This is a genomic window from Streptomyces sp. 7N604 (assembly GCF_052245475.1).
Taxonomy (GTDB): domain Bacteria; phylum Actinomycetota; class Actinomycetes; order Streptomycetales; family Streptomycetaceae; genus Streptomyces.
This window is the reverse complement of record NZ_JBQQBX010000024.1, coordinates 115,616-131,718: the sequence shown is the minus strand read 5'-3', so window position 1 is coordinate 131,718 and position 16,103 is coordinate 115,616. Positions and strand designations below refer to the sequence as shown.

The window sequence follows — 16,103 nt, the reverse complement described above, 5'->3', positions numbered from 1 at the left end:
GTGGGCATCAGGGTGCATTTCGAGGGCGGGGGAAGCGGAAGGAACGCCACCGGTTGGCGCCGTACGGGCTCCGGGGCGGCGAGGGGCCGCCCCCGGCCGCGCTGTCGGTGCCGTACGGCACCATGGTCCGGGTGAGTCCGGAGAGCACGGCGGCGGATCGGCTGCCGGAGTACGCGGAGCGGGTCCTGGAGGTCGCCGAGCTGATCCCGCCGGGCCGGGTGATGACGTACGGGGACGTGGCCGAGTGGCTGGGTGAGGGCGGCCCCCGGCAGGTGGGCCGGGTGATGGCGCTTTATGGCGGCGCTGTGCCGTGGTGGCGGGTCGTCCGCGCGGACGGTGCGCTGCTGCCTGGCCACGAACAGCGGGCGCTCGCCCACTACCGCGCCGAGGGCACCCCGCTGCGCACGGCCGCGCGCGCCGCCGCGGGCCATCAGCCGAAGATCGACATGGCCAGGGCCCGCTGGGCCGGCAGCGGGGGCGGCGGCGCCGCGAGCGGCGCGGACGAAGGAGCTCATATCTGACAGCTTCCGCCATTCGGCGGCAGAAGAGGTGATCCAAAGTCCTTTGGGAGTATTTGCAGCGGACATCGGGGTGTCGGATCGAGACGCGAGACGCGCTGCGCCTCGCGGCCCCGAAGGCGTAGCGTCGAGAGCTCGCACCACGAAGCACGTGGGGAACATGAGACCCGCAAGGCACGCGAGCCACGTGAAGAGCGCAAAGCGCCCGAAGACCGCGAGAACCAGGAAGTCCACGGACACCACATACAGCAGAGAAGTCACGAAGCCCCAGACATTCACGCAATCCACGGACTCACCACCAGCAACACGCACGCACCCAGCACAGCACACCCACCAGGACCGGCGACCCACGTGAGCTCCTCCATCCCGCCCCTCTCGGCGCACCGGCAGGTCCGAACACAGGCCACCGGCGCGTATCGACTGGTGCGCACCCCGCCGGAGCCGGTGGATCCTCCTGTGCTGGACGCACGGCAGCGCGCGGTGGTTGACCACCCTGGCGGTCCGCTACTCGTCCTCGCCGGGCCCGGCACGGGCAAGACGACCACACTCGTCGAGGCGGTCGCGGAGCGGGTGGCCGAGGGTACGGACCCGGAGCGGATTCTCGTCCTCACCTTCAGCCGCAAGGCGGCGGTCGAGCTGCGCGACCGGATGGGGGCCCGCCTCGGCGGTGCCCACAGCCCGCAGGCGACCACCTTCCACTCGTACTGCTACGCGCTCGTCCGCGCCCACCAGGACGCCGAGCTCTTCGTCGACCCGCTGCGGCTCCTCTCGGGCCCGGAGCAGGACGTGGTGGTGCGCGAACTGCTCGCCGGTCAGGCGGAGCTGGAGCGCGAGGGCCGTGGCGCGGTCCGCTGGCCGGACGAACTGCGCGCCTGCCTGACGACGCGCGGCTTCGCCGACGAGGTGCGTGCGGTGCTGGCCCGCAGCCGCGAACTGGGCCTCGGGCCGGACGCGCTCGGCGCCTTCGCGCGCAGAACCGGGCGGCCGGACTGGGGCGCGGCGGCCTCCTTCCTCGCCGAGTACCTGGACGTGCTGGACGCGCAGGGGGTTCTGGACTACGCGGAGTTGGTGCACCGGGCGGTGTTGCTGGCCGGGCGGCCGGAGGTCGCGGCGGAGCTCGCGGCGCGGTACGACGCGGTGTACGTCGACGAGTTCCAGGACACCGACGCCGCGCAGCTGCGGCTGCTGCGCGCGCTGGCGGGGAGCGGGAGGACTCTGGCCGCCTTCGGCGACCCGGACCAGTCGATCTACGCCTTCCGGGGCGCCGACGTGGGCGGCATCCTCGAGTTCCCGCACGCCTTCCGGAAGGCCGACGGCACCCCGGCGGACGTCGAGGTGCTCGGCACCTGCCGCCGCTCGGGCGCCGACTTGCTGGCCGCCACCCGCCTCATGACCCGCCGTATGCCGCTCACCCGCCTCCCGGCGGACGCCGTGCGCGCCCACCGCGACCTTGCGGCCGTACGGGACGGCGGCCGCGTCGAGGTGTTCACGTATCCGACGGCGGGGGCCGAGCTGGGCAACATCGCCGACATCCTGCGCCGGGCGCACCTGGAGGACGGCGTGCCCTGGCGCGAGATGGCGGTCCTGGTGCGGGCGGGCGGGCGTACCATCCCCGCGGTCCGCCGCGCCCTCACCGCCGCGGGCGTCCCCCTGGACATCGACGGCGACGATCTCCCGCTCCGCCACGAACCGGCGGTCGCGCCTCTGCTGACAGCCCTGAGAGTGGCGGCGGAGGCGGCGGTGAGGGCAGTGGCGGGGGGCGCGGGCGCGGCCGCTCCGCCTCAGGCCGTAGACCGGGCGGCGCCGGGACCCGCCGGGCCGGAGGGGCCTGCGCCTGCGGCCTTGGCTGCTGGAGCCGAGGCGCTGGGGCCTGCGGGGGCCCGGGGCGGGGGAGTTGCGGAGTCGCCTGCCGGGGTCGGTGAGTCGGCCGAAGGCGGTGAGGGTGTGGCTGCGGGCCCGGGACCCCTCGGGGCGCAAGGCGCGGCCGCGGCCCCTGGCGCGGCTGGATCGGGGGTGGATGGGCCCGCCATCGATGTCGAGACCGCCATCGGGCTGCTCACCTCGCCGCTCGGCGGGATGGACAGCGCCGATCTGCGGCGGCTCGGGCGGGCGTTGAGGGACGAGGAGCGGGCCGCCGGGCGGGCCGTACCGCGCGCGTCCGACGTGCTCATCGCCGAGGCGCTCGCCGAGCCCGAGCGGCTCACCGCGCACGACCCGGCGTACGCGCGCGTGGCCCAGCGGCTCGGGCGGCTGCTGCGCGACGCGCGCGAGCTACTGGCCCGCGGCGGCACCGCGGAGCAGGCGCTGTGGGCACTCTGGGACGGCACGCCCTGGCCGCAGCGGCTCGAGCGCGCCGCCCGGCGCGGCGGTGCCGCCGGGCGGAACGCGGACCGCGACCTGGACGCCGTCTGCGCCCTGTTCGAGACCGCGGCACGCGCCGAGGAGCGCACCGGGGGCCGCGGCGCCCTCAACTTCCTCGAGGAGCTCGACGCCCAGGACATCGCCGCCGACACCCTGTCCCGCAGGACCGTACGCCCCGACGCCGTACGCCTGATGACCGCGCACCGCTCCAAGGGCCTGGAGTGGCGGCTCGTCGTCGTCGCGGGCGTCCAGGAGGGCCTGTGGCCCGATCTGCGGCGGCGCGGTTCGCTGCTCGAGGCGGACCGGATCGGCCGCGACGGCCTCGCCGAGCCGCTCACCCCCGGCGCCCTGCTCGCCGAGGAGCGGCGGCTGTTCTACGTCGCCGCCACGCGCGCGAAGGAGCGGCTCGTCGTCACCGCCGTCAAGGCCCAGGCCGACGACGGCGACCAGCCCTCCCGCTTCCTCACCGAACTCGGCGTCGAGCCGGCCGACGTCACCCACCGCCCCCGCCGTCCGCTCTCCGTCGCCGCGCTCGTCGCCGAGCTGCGCGCCACCACCGTCGACCCCGCGGCGTCCCCGGCGCTGCGGGACGCCGCCGCCCGGCGACTGGCCCGGCTGGCTGCCCTGCGGGACGACAACGACCAGCCATTGGCCCCCGCGGCCCACCCGTACCGCTGGTGGGGCCTGTACGAGCCGACGCACAGCGAGGTCCCGCTCCGGGACCCGGCACGCCCCGTCACGCTCTCCGGCAGCGCCCTGGACCAGCTCGCCAACACCTGCTCGCTCCAGTGGTTCCTGGGGCGCGAAGTGAAGGCGGACGCGCCCTCGACCGCCGCCCAGGGCTTCGGCAACGTCGTGCACGTCCTGGCCGACGAGGTCGCCTCCGGCCGTACGCCCGCGGATCTGGCCGTCCTCATGGAGCGGCTCGACTCCGTCTGGGACGCCCTGGCCTTCGACGCGCCGTGGAAGTCGCAGCAGGAGAAGGACAACGCGCGCGTGGCCCTGGAGCGCTTCCTGCGCTGGCACGTCATGGACCGCGCGGCGCGGACCCCCGTGGCCACGGAGCAAGACTTCGACGTGACCCTGGAAGCGGGCCCGTACTCCGTACGGATCCGGGGCAGCATGGACCGCGTCGAGAAGGACGCGCAGGGCCGTGCCTACGTCGTCGACTTCAAGACCGGCAAGACCAGGCCGACCGGGCCGGAGGTCGCCCGGCACCCGCAACTCGCCGTGTACCAGCTGGCCGTACGGGCGGGGGCGGTGGACGGCGCGTTCGGGGGGCGTACGCCCGAGGCCGGGGGAGCGGAGCTCGTCCATCTGCGCATGGGCGCACCGCAGAAGGACGGCGGCGAGGAGTCGCCGACGGTGCAGGCGCAGGAACCCCTGGAAGGGGAGTGGGTCGGGGAGTTGCTCGCGACGGCCGCGGGCCGGGTCCTCGACGAGCGGTTCGCGCCGAGTACCGGTCAGCACTGCCAGCACTGCTCCTTCCGGAAGGCCTGCACCGCCAGGCCCGAGGGCCGCCAGATCGTGGAGTGAAGGCGGTGGTGGAGCGAGGCGGGTCATGGAGCGAGGCGGGTCGTGAAGTGGGCCGGGTCGTGAAGTGAGTCGGATCGTGGAGGGAGCCCACCCCGCCACGGCTGTCAGTGGCGGCTACTAGCCTCACTCGGGTGGCCCCACGCATCACCGACCCCGAGCAGCTCAAAGAGCTCCTCGGCATCCCCTTCACCCCGGAGCAGACGGCGTGCATCACCGCGCCGCCCGCCCCGCAGGTGATCGTGGCCGGAGCCGGCTCGGGGAAGACGACGGTGATGGCGGCCCGCGTGGTCTGGCTCGTCGGAACGGGACAGGTCGCGCCGGACCGGGTGCTGGGCCTGACCTTCACCAACAAGGCCGCGGGCGAGCTGTCCGAGCGCGTGCGCAAGGCCCTGATCAAAGCGGGCGTCATGGACCCGGACGCGCCCGCCGACCCCGCCGGCCCCGCCGCGCCCCCGGGTGCCGGAGCCCCCGCTGGCCCGCTCGCCGGTGCCTCCGGCGAGCCGGAGGACGCGCTCGGCGAGCCCCGGATCTCCACCTACCACGCCTTCGCGGGCCAGCTCCTCAAGGACCACGGCCTGCGCATAGGGCTGGAGCCCACGGCCCGGCTGCTCGCCGACGCCACCCGCTTCCAGCTCGCCGCGCGCGTGCTGCGCACCGCCCCCGGCCCGTACCCGGCGCTCACCAAGTCCCTGCCCGCCCTCGTCGACGACCTGCTCGCCCTCGACGCCGAGCTCTCCGAACACCTCGTCCCCGCCGAGCGCCTGCGGGCGTACGACACGGCGCTGCTGCGCAGTCTCGAAGGCGCGCGGCTGAGCAACGCCGAGCTGCGCAAGGTGCCCGAGGCCGCCCGCGCCCGCCTGGAGCTGCTGGAGCTGGCCGGTGCGTACCGGAGCGAGAAGCAGCGCCGCGACCTGCTCGACTTCGGCGACCAGATCGCGCTGTCCGCGACCCTCGCGCGCACCCACCCCGAGGTCGGCCGCATGCTGCGCGAGCAGTTCGCGGTCGTCCTCCTCGACGAGTACCAGGACACGTCGGTCGCCCAACGGCTGCTGCTCGCCGCCCTGTTCGGCGACGGTACGGGCCACGCCGTCACCGCCGTCGGCGACCCCTGCCAGGCCATCTACGGCTGGCGCGGAGCCTCCGTCGCCAACCTCGACGACTTCCCCGCCCACTTCCCGTATGCCGACGGCCGCCCGGCGCAGCGTTTCGCGCTCAGCGAGAACCGGCGCAGCGGCGGCCGCCTCCTGAACCTCGCCAACCGGCTCGCGGCGCCGCTGCGTTCGCTCCACGCGGGCGTGGAGGCACTTCGCCCGGCCGACGGCGCCGAGCGCGACGGCACGATCCGCTGCGCCCTGCTGCCCACCCACGCCGACGAGCTGGTGTGGCTCGCCGACTCGATCGCCCACCTGGTCCGTACGGGCACCCCGCCCGGGGAGATCGCCGTCCTGTGCCGTACGGCGGGCGACTTCGCGGAGATCCAGCGCGCGCTGGTGGAGCGGGACGTGCCGGTCGAGGTGGTGGGCCTGTCCGGGCTGCTGCACCTGCCGGAGGTCGCGGACCTCGTGGCCGTGTGCGAGGTGCTGCAGGACCCGACGGCCAACGCCGCGCTGGTCCGGCTGCTGATCGGACCACGCTGGCGGATCGGTCCGCGCGACCTGGCGCTCCTGGGCCGCCGCGCCCGTACGCTCGTACGCCATGCCGACCACGCGGACCCCGCAGCCGCGGACGGCGACCCCGACCGGCGCCTCGCGGAGGCTGTCGAGGGCACCGACCCTGCCGAGGTCGTCTCGCTCGCCGACGCACTCGACACCTTCCTGGTGACCGAAGGTCCTGACGACGGCCTGCCCTTCTCGGCGGAAGCGAGGGTCCGCTTCGCGCGGCTGGCGGCCGAGCTGCGCGATCTGCGGCGCTCCCTCGCGGACCCGCTCATGGACGTGCTCCACCGGGTGCTGGCCACGACCGGCCTGGAGGTCGAACTGTCCGCCTCCCCGCACGCACTGGCGGCCCGCCGCCGCGAGACGCTCGGCAATTTCCTTGATGTGGCGGCGAGTTTCGCCGCGCTGGACGGCGAGGCCACGCTGCTGGCCTTCCTCGGCTTCCTGCGCACGGCCGTCCAGCACGAGAAGGGCCTGGACAACGCCCTGCCCGGCGGTGAGAACACGGTGAAGGTGCTGACCGCGCACAAGGCGAAGGGCCTGGAGTGGGACGTGGTCGCCGCCCCGGGGCTGGTCGCCAAGCAGTTCCCCAGCGAGCAGTCGCGCGAGTCCTGGACCTCGAACGCGAAGGTGCTGCCGCACGCGCTGCGCGGCGACGCGGCGACCCTGCCGGACGTGGGGGAGTGGGACAGCAGGGGCCTGGCAGCCTTCAAGGCCGCCATGAAGGACCACCAGGCGACCGAGGAACTCCGGCTCGGCTACGTGACGTTCACCCGCCCGCGCTCCCTGCTGCTCGGCTCCGGCCATTGGTGGGGGCCGACGCAGAAGAGGCCGCGTGGGCCCTCCGCCTTCCTGGAGGCGCTGCGCGAGCACTGCGAGCGGGGCCACGGGGAGATCGAGGCCTGGGCCGACGCGCCGGGAGAGGGGGAGGAGAACCCGTCCCTGAAGGCGTCCGCAGCCGCGGAACAGGCCTGGCCTCTCCCTCTGGACCCGACGGCCCTGGCCATGCGCCGACGCGCGGCCGAGACGGTCCTGGCACACCTGGACGGGCTTGCGGGGGCCGCGGGTGCTGGGGGTGCCGGGGTCGAGGTCGGAGCGGGGCGCGGGGGCGGTGCCGGGCGCGAGGGTGGAGCGGGGCGTGAGGGTGCTGCGGGGCGTGAGGGTGCTGCGGGGCATGAGAGCGGTGCCGGATCGGTTGTCGCCGCCGCCATGAGCACCGGACCCGCACTCGTACAACCCCCCGAGGCCGTGCGGGCTGGACACCCCGCCGACGATGTCCGCGCCGCGGAGTTCCCGGGACGGGACCGAGCAACGCGCGCGTGCGCCTCCGGACTCCCGGCTGCCGATGCCGCGGGAGAGCCCCATCCCGGGGCCCGGGAGGCCGACTACGCCTACGACCCGGAGTGGCCCCCGCCGCCCCACGATGACGCGGACCCGGGTCCGCCGCCACCGCCTGAGGACGAGGACGGGAACGCGGACGCATTCGGCCCGTCCGGCGACGCCGACCCAGGCGACTGGGACACCTGGTCGCCGGTCCGCCCGCCCACCCCCGAGGGCCATGGGGAACACCCGCCCCACGCCGCCGAATTCGCCGCCCGCCCCGTCGGCGAAGAGGTGCCCGGCGGCGAGGGTGAGCTGAGCAGCGAGGGTGTGCCGGGCGGCGTTCAGGGTCTGCCCGGCGTCGTAGGTGTACCGGGCGCCGTGCCGCGCCAGACACCGGCGGCCGGGGCGGAGACCCCCACGGCGGCCGGGCATCCGCCCGTACCGGCTGGGGCGGAGCCCCCCGCCGGCCCGCTCACGCCCGAGGAGGCGCGGGCCGTCGCCTCATGGGACCGGGATCTCGAAGCGCTCGCCGGTGAGTTGCGCCAGGCCCGGGCGACCGTACGGGACGTGCCCCTGCCGCCCTCGCTCAGCACCTCGCAGGTGCTCCGCCTCGCCGCCGACCCCGACGGCTTCGCGCAGGAGCTGGCCCGGCCCATGCCGCGCCCCCCGCAGCCCGCCGCGCGCCGCGGCACGCGCTTCCACGCGTGGGTCGAATCGCGCTTCGAGGAACTGCCGCTGCCCCTGCTCGGCCCAGACGAGCTTCCCGGCGGCCTCGATGACGCCCTTGCGGACTCGGCCGCGGAGATCGCGGACGAGCGCGACCTGGCGGCACTCAAGGAGGCCTTCGAGCACACCCCGTACGCCCGCCGCACCCCGTACCGCGTCGAGGCGCCGTTCCAACTGGCGCTCGCGGGCCGGATGATCCGTGGCCGCATGGACGCGGTGTACCGCGACAGGGGCGCGGACGGCGGTGACACGTACGAGATCGTCGACTGGAAGACCGGCCGAGGCCGGTCCGCCGACCCGCTCCAGCTCGCGGTCTACCGCCTCGCCTGGGCGGAACAGCACGACCTCCCACTGTCGGCCGTGACGGCGGCGTTCCTCTACGTCCGCACGGGCGACATCGTGCGCCCCCCGGACCTCCCGGACCGCCCGGCCCTGGAGCGGATCCTGCTCGGCGAGGACTGACCACCCGCGTCCGCCCGGCGTCACGAATCGGCGACCGTCCGCCCCAAGGCGTCCCGGCCGACGCCCGAACGGCCCTGACGGGCGGCGAGACACCGCCCCGGGATGAGCCGGGCTCGGCTGGCTGACCGGCGGTCTGCCGCCCTGGACTCCCGCGGTGCCCCCGTGCCCGGCGGGAGCTGAGGCCTGCGGCGAGCGGGGGCCCGGAGCGACGAGTGGTGGGGCGCCCGCCATGGCAGCGAGCCCGGTCGTCCGGGCGAGGCCGGGGCCCGGCGTCGGCGGCGAACCGGCCCCCACGTGCGCCGCGCCCCCGTGCCCGCCGCGCGCCCTGGGGGCCTGGGCGAGGCCACTGCCGTACGCCCGGGACGCCCTCGGGCGTGCGGCAGCCGCCCCGTACCCGGCCGGTAGGCTCCCCCGCATGAGCACCACCCCGGACAGCGCCGTCCGCGCCTATATCCAGGACCACCGCGCCGCCTTCCTCGACGATCTCGTGGAATGGCTGCGCATCCCCTCCGTATCGGCCGATCCGGCCCACGCGGGCGATGTGCGGCGCAGCGCCGAGTGGCTGGCGGCCAAGCTCGCCGAGACCGGCTTCCCGGTCACCGAGGTCTGGGAGACCGGCACCGAGACCACCGCCCCCTCCTCGGCCCTGCCGGAGGAGACCCCGGCCACCCCGGCCACCCCGGCCATCCCAGCCACCCCACCGGCCCCACCCGCCCCCGCGGTCTTCGCCGAGTGGCCGTCCGGCGACCCGGACGCCCCCACCGTGCTCGTCTACGGACACCACGACGTGCAGCCCGCCGCCCGCGAGGACGGCTGGGCCACCGACCCGTTCGAGCCGGTCGTCCGGGACGGCCGGCTCCACGCGCGCGGGGCGGCCGACGACAAGGGCCAGGTGTTCTTCCACACCCTCGGCGTGCGCGCCCACCTCGCCGCCACCGGCCGCACCGCCCCCGCCGTCAACCTCAAGCTGCTCATCGAAGGCGAGGAGGAGTCCGGCTCGCCGAACTTCCCCGCGCTGCTCCGCGAGCGAGCCGACCGCCTCGGCTGCGACGCCGTGATCGTGTCGGACACGGGCATGTGGTCCGAGGACACCCCGACCGTGTGCACCGGCATGCGCGGCCTGACCGACTGCCAGATCGACCTCTACGGTCCCGACCAGGACATCCACTCCGGCTCCTTCGGCGGCGCGGTGCCGAACCCGGCGACCGAGGCCGCCCGCCTGGCCGGCGCCCTGCACGACGGGGACCACCGCGTCGCGATCCCCGGCTTCTACGACGGCGTGATCGAACTCACGGACCGCGAGCGGGAACTCTTCGCGGAGCTGCCCTTCGACGAGGCGGCGTGGCTGCGCACCGCGCACTCGTACGCCACGCTCGGCGAGGCGGGCCACTCCACCCTGGAGCGGATCTGGGCCCGCCCGACCGCCGAGGTCAACGGCATAGGGGGCGGCTACCAGGGCCCCGGCGGCAAGACGATCGTGCCGTCCACCGCCCAGCTGAAGCTGTCCTTCCGCCTGGTCGCGGGCATGGAGACGGAGAAGGTCCAGCAGGCCGTACGTGACTGGGTCGCGGCCCGGCTGCCCGCCGGTATCCGGCACGAGATCACGTTCGGGGGAGCGACCCGCCCCTGCCTGACCCCGCTGGACCACCCAGCGCTCCAGTCCGTCGTACGGGCGATGGGCCGCGCCTTCGGGCAGCCAATCCGGTTCACCCGTGAAGGCGGTTCGGGACCGGCGGCGGATCTTCAGGACGTACTCGGCGCACCCGTGCTCTTCCTCGGAATCTCCGTGCCGTCGGACGGCTGGCACGCGCCGAACGAGAAGGTCGAACTCGATCTTCTGATGAAGGGTGTGGAGACCGCCGCCTACCTGTGGGGCGATCTGGCGGAGAATGGCCGGACCGCCGCCTGAGACGCCTGAAACGCCTGAAACCGCCCATTGGCCCGCGCCGCGAGGAATCCACGTCCCGCAGGGGGAGTTGGAAGCAGCTGTGACCACCTGGACCGACCGCAACGCAGTCCCGCAGATCGCCCTGACCGCGGCGAGCGGCATCGACCGCGCCGCGCACCACCGGCTCGACGAGGCCTGGCTCGCGGCCGCGTGGAGCCACCCCACGACGCGGGTCTTCGTGGTCTCCGGCGGCCAGGCGCTGATCGACGACACCCCCGACGGCCGTACCGAGCTCGTCATGACGCCTTCCTTCGAGGCGCCGCCGACCGAGACCCACCGCTATTTCCTGGGCACGGACGAGGACGGGGTGAGCTACTTCGCGCTCCAGAAGGACGCCCTTCCCGGGCGGATGGACCAGTCGGCCAGGCCGGCCGGGCTGCGCGAGGCCGGGGCGCTGCTGTCCGAGCGCGACGCCGCCCTGCTGGTGCACGCCGTCGCCCTGGAGAACTGGCAGCGGCTGCACCGCTTCTGCTCGCGCTGCGGCGAGCGCACCGTCGTCGCGGCCGCGGGGCACATCCGCCGCTGCCCGGCGTGCGGCGCCGAGCACTACCCGCGCACCGACCCCGCCGTGATCATGCTCGTGACGGACCAGGAGGACCGGGCGCTGCTCGGCCGCCAGCTCCACTGGCCGGAGGGTCGCTTCTCGACGCTCGCGGGCTTCGTCGAGCCGGGCGAGTCGATCGAGCAGGCGGTCGTACGGGAGGTGCGCGAGGAGGCGGGCGTACCGGTCGGTGAGGTCGAGTACGTGGCCAGCCAGCCGTGGCCCTTCCCGTCGAGCCTGATGCTCGGCTTCATGGCGCGCGCCACCTCCTCGGAGATCCGGGTGGACGGCGAGGAGATCCACGAGGCGCGGTGGTTCTCGCGGGACGAGCTGCGGGCGGCCTTCGAGTCGGGCGAGGTGCTGCCGCCGTCCGGCATCTCGATCGCGGCCCGGCTCATCGAGCTCTGGTACGGAAAGCCGCTGCCCGCGGGCGTCCCGCGCTGAGGCGGGCCGCACTCGCGGGCAGCGGCGTGGCGCGTTCGCGCGCTCGCGCCCCGTACGCGGCGGGGCGCCGGGGCTCAGACGCCGATCCTCTCCTTGACCTGGGCCAGGGAGGGGTTGGGGAGCGCGGAGCCGTCCGGGAAGAGGACGGTCGGGACCAGCTGGTTGCCGTTGTTGACCTTCTCGACGAAGGCGGCCGACGCCGGGTCCTGCTCGATGTTGATCTCCGTGTACGCGATGCCCTCGCGGTCCAGCTGGCTCTTCAGCCGGCGGCAGTAGCCGCACCACGTGGTGCTGTACATCGTCACCGTGCCCTGCATCGGCTCCTGCATCGTCTTGTGCTCCTCGCAGCTTTGGTCTGAAGTCTGGCGGCGGCTTGATGCCGGTAGTGGAACGCGCAACCTTTCACGGTCATTCCCCCCTGATCATGGCCGTCTGTGTGTGGTTGCAGCCGATAAGTATGACCGGCGTTGCACAGCTGTGGACAACCGTCCCGGCAGCAACGCCCGACCTGGCAGCATGGCGGGGTGACAGCAGCAACGGAGACCACCCTTTTCCCGGCCGTACCGGACTCGGTGGACGCGGTGCTCGACGGGCTCGACCCGGAGCAGCGCGAGGTCGCCACGGCCCTGCACGGTCCGGTCTGCGTGCTGGCCGGGGCCGGCACCGGCAAGACGCGGGCGATCACCCACCGGATCGCCTACGGGGTGCGGGCTGGGATACTCCAGCCCGCCAGCGTGCTCGCCGTCACCTTCACCAACCGCGCTGCGGGGGAGATGCGCGGCCGGCTGCGCCAGCTCGGCGCGGGCGGCGTCCAGGCTCGTACGTTCCACTCGGCGGCCCTGCGCCAGCTCCAGTACTTCTGGCCGCGCGCGGTCGGCGGCGAGCTGCCGCGGCTCGCCGAGCGCAAGATCCAGCTGGTCGCCGAGGCCGCCGTCCGCTGCCGTATCCGCCTGGACCGCAACGAACTGCGGGATGTCACGGGCGAGATCGAGTGGGCGAAGGTCACCCAGACTGTGCCCGAGGACTATCCGGCGACGGCCGCCAAATCCGGCAGAGAAGTGCCGCGCGACCCGGCCGAGATCGCTGGGATCTACGGCGCGTATGAACGCCTGAAGCGCGACCGGGGCGTCATCGACTTCGAGGACGTGCTGCTGCTGACGGTCGGGGTGCTGGAGGACCGGCCGGACATCGCCGACCAGGTGCGCGGCCAGTACCAGCACTTCGTCGTGGACGAGTACCAGGACGTCAGCCCGCTGCAGCAGCGGCTGCTGGAGCTGTGGCTGGGCGGCCGGGACAGCCTGTGCGTGGTCGGCGACGCCAGCCAGACGATCTACTCCTTCACCGGCGCGACCCCCGACCATCTGCTCAACTTCCGCGCCCGGCACCCGCAGGCCACGGTCGTGAAGCTGATCCGCGACTACCGCTCCACGCCGCAGGTCGTGCACCTCGCCAACGGCCTGCTGGGTCAGGCCCGCGGCCGGGCCGCCGAGCACCGCTTGGAGCTGGTCTCGCAGCGCGACCCCGGCCCCGAGCCGGTCTACAGCGAGTTCGCCGACGAACCGGCCGAGGCCGAGGGCACGGCCCGCCGTATCCGCGAGCTGCTCGACGCCGGCGTCCCGGCCAGCCAGATCGCCGTTCTCTACCGTGTCAACGCCCAGTCGGAGGCCTACGAGCAGGCGTTGGCCGACCACGGCGTTCCGTATCAGATGCGCGGTGCGGAGCGGTTCTTCGAGCGCCCCGAGGTGCGCGAGGCGGGCGTCGCCCTTCGCGGCGCCGCCCGCGCCGGTGGCAACGATGTGCTCCTCGACGACGCAGTCGACCTGCCCTCCCAGGTGGGGGCCGTGCTGGCCGCGTCGGGCTGGACGCCCGAGCCTCCGGTCGGCTCCGGCGCCGTACGGGACCGCTGGGAGTCCCTGGCGGCCCTCGTCCGGCTCGCCGAGCAGTTCGCCACCGGCCGCACCGCGGCGGGCGCACCCGCCCCGACTCTCGGCGACTTCGTCGCGGAGCTCGACGAGCGGGCGAACGCCCAGCATGCGCCGACCGTCGAGGGCGTCACGCTCGCCTCGCTGCACGCGGCGAAGGGCCTGGAGTGGGACGCGGTGTTCCTGGTCGGTCTGACCGAGGGGACCGTGCCGATCACGTACGCCAGGACCGACGAGCAGGTCGAGGAGGAGCGGCGGCTGCTCTACGTCGGCGTCACCCGCGCGCGGGTCCACCTCTCCCTCTCGTGGGCGCTGTCGCGGGCGCCCGGCGGCCGCGCGTCCCGACGGCCGAGCCGGTTCCTCAACGGGCTCAGGCCGGGCTCCGCGGCGACCCGCAGCCGCACCGCGGGTGAGGGCGGTGGCGTCGAACACGGCAGCGGCAGCAGAAGGAAGCGCCGCGGCCCCGTCCAGTGCCGGGTGTGCGGGCGCACGCTGACCGACGCGGGCGAGATGAAGCTGATGCGCTGCGAGGACTGCCCGTCCGACCTCGACGAAGCCCTCTACGAGCGGCTGCGTGACTGGCGCATGGAGCAGGCCAAGGCGCTGGGCCAGCCGGCCTACTGCGTTTTCACCGACAAGACGCTGATGGCCATCGCCGAGGCCGTACCGGACAGCGAGTCGGAACTGGCCTCGATCTCCGGGGTGGGCAGGCGCAAGCTCGACCGGTTCGGGGCCGAGGTGCTGGCGCTGTGCGCGGGCGAGGAGCCGGCCCGGGAGGCGGCGGAGAACGAGGCGGCGGGCGCGGCCGAAGGCCCTGCGGAGAAAGCCCCTCAGGACGTCTCCGAGGACAGCGCGGATGACTGATACAAACTCGTCGAGAAAATAGTTTGCGCATGCCGCGGGAATCCCCATAGGTTTCTGTTCCACGGGCAGGGCTTGTCCGTCGCAGGGCTGTTGGGGCCTGGCGAGAAGCCCCTTCGGGGGAGGAGCCACAGCCTTCCGAGCACGGATGGCAGGAGGTCTTTTGGACCTCCAGGTTTCATGCTGTACTGAACGACCCGGGACTGGTTCCGACCAGTCCCCTGAGACGCCGAGAGGAGGCGAGCCCACATGATCAGCATCACCAAACTGGCCGGTCACCAGGCCGCCTTCTGCCTGCCCGGCGTCTCCGTGCTGCGCGGTACCGGTCTGTCCGGCGCCGCCGAAGCACGTCTCGTTGAGCGCGGCATTGTCGCGGTCGATGAGCGACCGACCAAGGCACCGGCGGCGGCAGTAGCGGCGGCACAGGTCTCGGCCTATGTCCTCGCGGCCAATGGTGCCGACCTCCAGCAGAAGTGGACCGATGGCTTCGCCACCGGTGCGACCTCTGCGGCCGAGCACAAGACGATGCGGGCCTTCCGCGGGCTCCAACCCTGGAGAGATCCATCCTGATCGCGAGATCAGGTCGGCACCTTCCAGGGCCGCGGAACCCGAACCGGGATCCGCGGCCCTTTCCGTTGCCGGAGACACCACGTACTCCCCGGCAGCGGAATCGGAAAGCCACCCGGTACCGACCGAAACCCCGGCCGAAAGGCCGGGCCGAACAGACGAGGAAGACACCAACCGTGCCCAGTTCCGCGCACGCCCCGTCCGTACCGCACGACCCTGCGATCCCCCCGCCCGGCTCTTCGGAGGTCCCTTTGACTCAGCTGACCCAGCTCACCGTGCTCGACGACGAGATCGAGCGCCTCGGCGAGCTCGTCCCCTGCCGCTCGTACGACCCGGAGGTCTTCTTCGCCGAGTCGCCGGCCGATGTCGAGTACGCCAAGTCGCTCTGCCAGACCTGCCCCTTGCGTGAGGCCTGCCTCGCGGGCGCCAAGGACCGCCGCGAGCCGTGGGGCGTCTGGGGTGGCGAGCTGTTCGTCCAGGGTGTCGTCGTGCCCCGGAAGCGGCCGCGTGGCCGCCCGCGCAAGAACCCGGTCGCGGCATGACCACCGCAGGAACGATCGACCGCCCTCACACGCACGACCCCAAGAAGCAGGTCCCGACGATGAAGCCGTCCGCCCACGAGCCGTCCGTCACCGGCACCCCAGAACTCAACAACTCCGGCGCGAACGCCTCGCGCCAGAACAGGACCCGAGAGATGCAACTCATCCCAGAAGCCCTGGCCCGTGCTCGAATGGAAGAGCGACTGTACGAGGCCGAGTCCGAACGCAGGGCCATGCGTCTGGCCGCTGCCCGGCGTCTGCAGCGCCGCGCCGAGCGCGCCTCGCTGCGCGCCCGCCGCGCCCTGGCCATGGCCGTCATGCAGTGACCGTCTGAGCCATCCGAACTCAGCAGTCTCTTGACACCGCGGGACCGGTTCGCCGAACCGGTCCCGCGGTGCGTTGTGCCCCGTCGAACGCGGTTCACGGGGGTATCGTCGACAGGTGGAACAACAGACTCATCACCCCGCGCAGCAGGGTGCCGAGAACGAGACCGTGGTGTGCGCCCGCTGCGGTGCCGCCGCGGACGGCCCGACCCCGCCCGTGACCTGGACCTGCTCCGTGGAGAACGGCAGCCGGATCTACTTCTGTGAGAACTGCGCCCGCGACAACATCCGCGCCATCGAAGGACGGCTCGACTCGTCCTGGTGGTAGCGCGTCGCCGACCGCCCCGGTGGTGAGAGCCGCCCGAGAGCCGTCGGCG

The 16,103-nt window shown here is 73.8% G+C and carries 11 protein-coding genes; 10 read left to right on the top strand and 1 reads right to left on the bottom strand.

Annotation, left to right across the window (positions count from 1 at the left end; translation table 11 throughout):
- Nucleotides 1-122 precede the first annotated feature (122 nt).
- From ACTWP8_RS25805 to nudC, 5 genes are all read left to right on the top strand, one after another.
- A complete protein-coding gene (locus ACTWP8_RS25805) occupies nt 123-521 on the top strand; it encodes an MGMT family protein (RefSeq protein ID WP_443324514.1) in 399 nt (132 codons plus the stop codon).
- A gap of 348 nt (nt 522-869) precedes the next feature.
- Entirely contained in the window at nt 870-4,415 is a 3,546-nt protein-coding gene (locus ACTWP8_RS25800) for an ATP-dependent helicase (protein ID WP_443324499.1), read from the top strand.
- 131 nt (nt 4,416-4,546) lie between these two features.
- A complete protein-coding gene (locus tag ACTWP8_RS25795; RefSeq protein WP_443324498.1) occupies nt 4,547-8,581 on the top strand; it encodes a UvrD-helicase domain-containing protein in 4,035 nt (1,344 codons plus the stop codon).
- 415 nt (nt 8,582-8,996) lie between these two features.
- Nucleotides 8,997-10,490 carry a M20/M25/M40 family metallo-hydrolase gene (locus ACTWP8_RS25790; protein ID WP_443324497.1) on the top strand — a complete coding sequence of 498 codons (1,494 nt, stop codon included), beginning with the start codon at nt 8,997-8,999 and terminating at the stop codon, nt 10,488-10,490.
- Nucleotides 10,491-10,569: 79 nt separating this feature from the next.
- Nucleotides 10,570-11,514, top strand: coding sequence for an NAD(+) diphosphatase (nudC, locus tag ACTWP8_RS25785; RefSeq protein ID WP_443319590.1), 945 nt, complete (start codon nt 10,570-10,572; stop codon nt 11,512-11,514).
- Between the two features lie 74 nt (nt 11,515-11,588).
- Here the strand turns inward: nudC and ACTWP8_RS25780 are convergent, their stop codons facing one another.
- The gene (locus ACTWP8_RS25780; protein ID WP_443319610.1) at nt 11,589-11,831 is read right to left on the bottom strand and encodes a mycoredoxin; all 243 of its coding nucleotides are present in this window, start codon (nt 11,829-11,831) and stop codon (nt 11,589-11,591) included.
- Between the two features lie 207 nt (nt 11,832-12,038).
- Between ACTWP8_RS25780 and ACTWP8_RS25775 the strand changes: the two genes are divergently transcribed.
- The 5 genes from ACTWP8_RS25775 (at nt 12,039) to ACTWP8_RS25755 (ending at nt 16,054) form a co-directional block, all read left to right on the top strand.
- A complete protein-coding gene (locus ACTWP8_RS25775; protein WP_443324496.1) occupies nt 12,039-14,300 on the top strand; it encodes an ATP-dependent DNA helicase UvrD2 in 2,262 nt (753 codons plus the stop codon).
- A 246-nt stretch (nt 14,301-14,546) separates the two neighbouring features.
- Complete coding sequence (locus ACTWP8_RS25770) at nt 14,547-14,867, top strand: hypothetical protein (protein WP_443324495.1); 321 nt, start codon at nt 14,547-14,549, stop codon at nt 14,865-14,867.
- Nucleotides 14,868-15,040: 173 nt separating this feature from the next.
- Complete coding sequence (locus tag ACTWP8_RS25765) at nt 15,041-15,406, top strand: WhiB family transcriptional regulator (protein WP_443319593.1); 366 nt, start codon at nt 15,041-15,043, stop codon at nt 15,404-15,406.
- Nucleotides 15,403-15,729 (top strand): hypothetical protein, encoded by a 327-nt coding sequence (locus ACTWP8_RS25760; protein ID WP_443319594.1) that lies wholly within the window; start codon nt 15,403-15,405, stop codon nt 15,727-15,729. Before ACTWP8_RS25765 ends, ACTWP8_RS25760 begins: the two co-directional genes overlap by 4 nt.
- Nucleotides 15,730-15,844: 115 nt before the next feature.
- Entirely contained in the window at nt 15,845-16,054 is a 210-nt protein-coding gene (locus ACTWP8_RS25755) for a hypothetical protein (protein ID WP_443319595.1), read from the top strand.
- The last annotated feature ends 49 nt before the right edge of the window (nt 16,055-16,103 follow it).